Origin of the sequence: Rhodococcus sp. ENV425, from assembly GCF_002887785.1 — a bacterium.
Classification (GTDB): domain Bacteria; phylum Actinomycetota; class Actinomycetes; order Mycobacteriales; family Mycobacteriaceae; genus Rhodococcus; species Rhodococcus aetherivorans.
Genome location: NZ_PCZU01000275.1, coordinates 767 through 1,532 on the forward strand (window position 1 = coordinate 767; position 766 = coordinate 1,532).

The window sequence follows — 766 nt, forward strand, 5'->3', positions numbered from 1 at the left end:
TTGCTCCTGCCGCCCAAAGGACGCACCGGGCTACAGCCCCACCGCCGCCCGCTCCCCCTCCACGATCGCGGCGTGTGCCCGTCGCGGCGTGACCGCGTCGCCGATCCGCACGACGTGGAAGGCACTGTCGCGCAGCGCTACCCAAAGATCGTCCACGGGGTCCTGATGGGTGGCCACGACCACCGCGTCCACCGTACGGGTGTGCGCGACGGCGGTCGGATGGTGCCACAGCGCGACGTCGAGCCTGCCGCCGGTCTCGGTGACGGCGGTGACGAGCGTGTCGGTGAGCTGCGCGATGCCCTCGGCGTGTGCCCGGCGGGTCCAGCTCTCCATGTCGAGGGTCAGGCCGAGGTCCTGTCCGACGATCATCCCGGCCGTGCAGACCGTGACCGCGGCGCCGCGGCCGGCGAGCAGTGCGGCCACCGACGTCGCCTGGTGGAAGCCGAGGTCGTCGACGACGAGGACGTCGCCCTGCGGGGACACGCGGCCGTCGAGCACGTCGCGGACGTCGACGACGAGCGCGGTGTCGGCGGCCCAGTCCGGGCGCCGCGGGCGCGCCCCGGTGGCGACGACGACCGCGTCCGGTCGGTGCTCCTGCACGAAGGCGGCGTCGACGTGCACGCCGATACGCACATCGACGCCCGCGCGGCGGCATTCGACCTCGAGGCTGTCCACCATGCCGGCGAGTTCGCCGCGGCCCGGAGCGGTGGCGGCCGTGCGGATCTGACCACCCAGGGCGGGGGTGCGCTCGCACAGGGTGACCCGG

Annotated in this window: 1 pseudogene; it reads right to left on the reverse strand. The window is 74.4% G+C overall.

The window, feature by feature from the left end:
* Positions 1-30: 30 nt before the first annotated feature.
* Positions 31-766 (reverse strand): annotated as a pseudogene (locus tag CQZ88_RS26225) (mycofactocin system FadH/OYE family oxidoreductase 2); the annotation flags it as partial.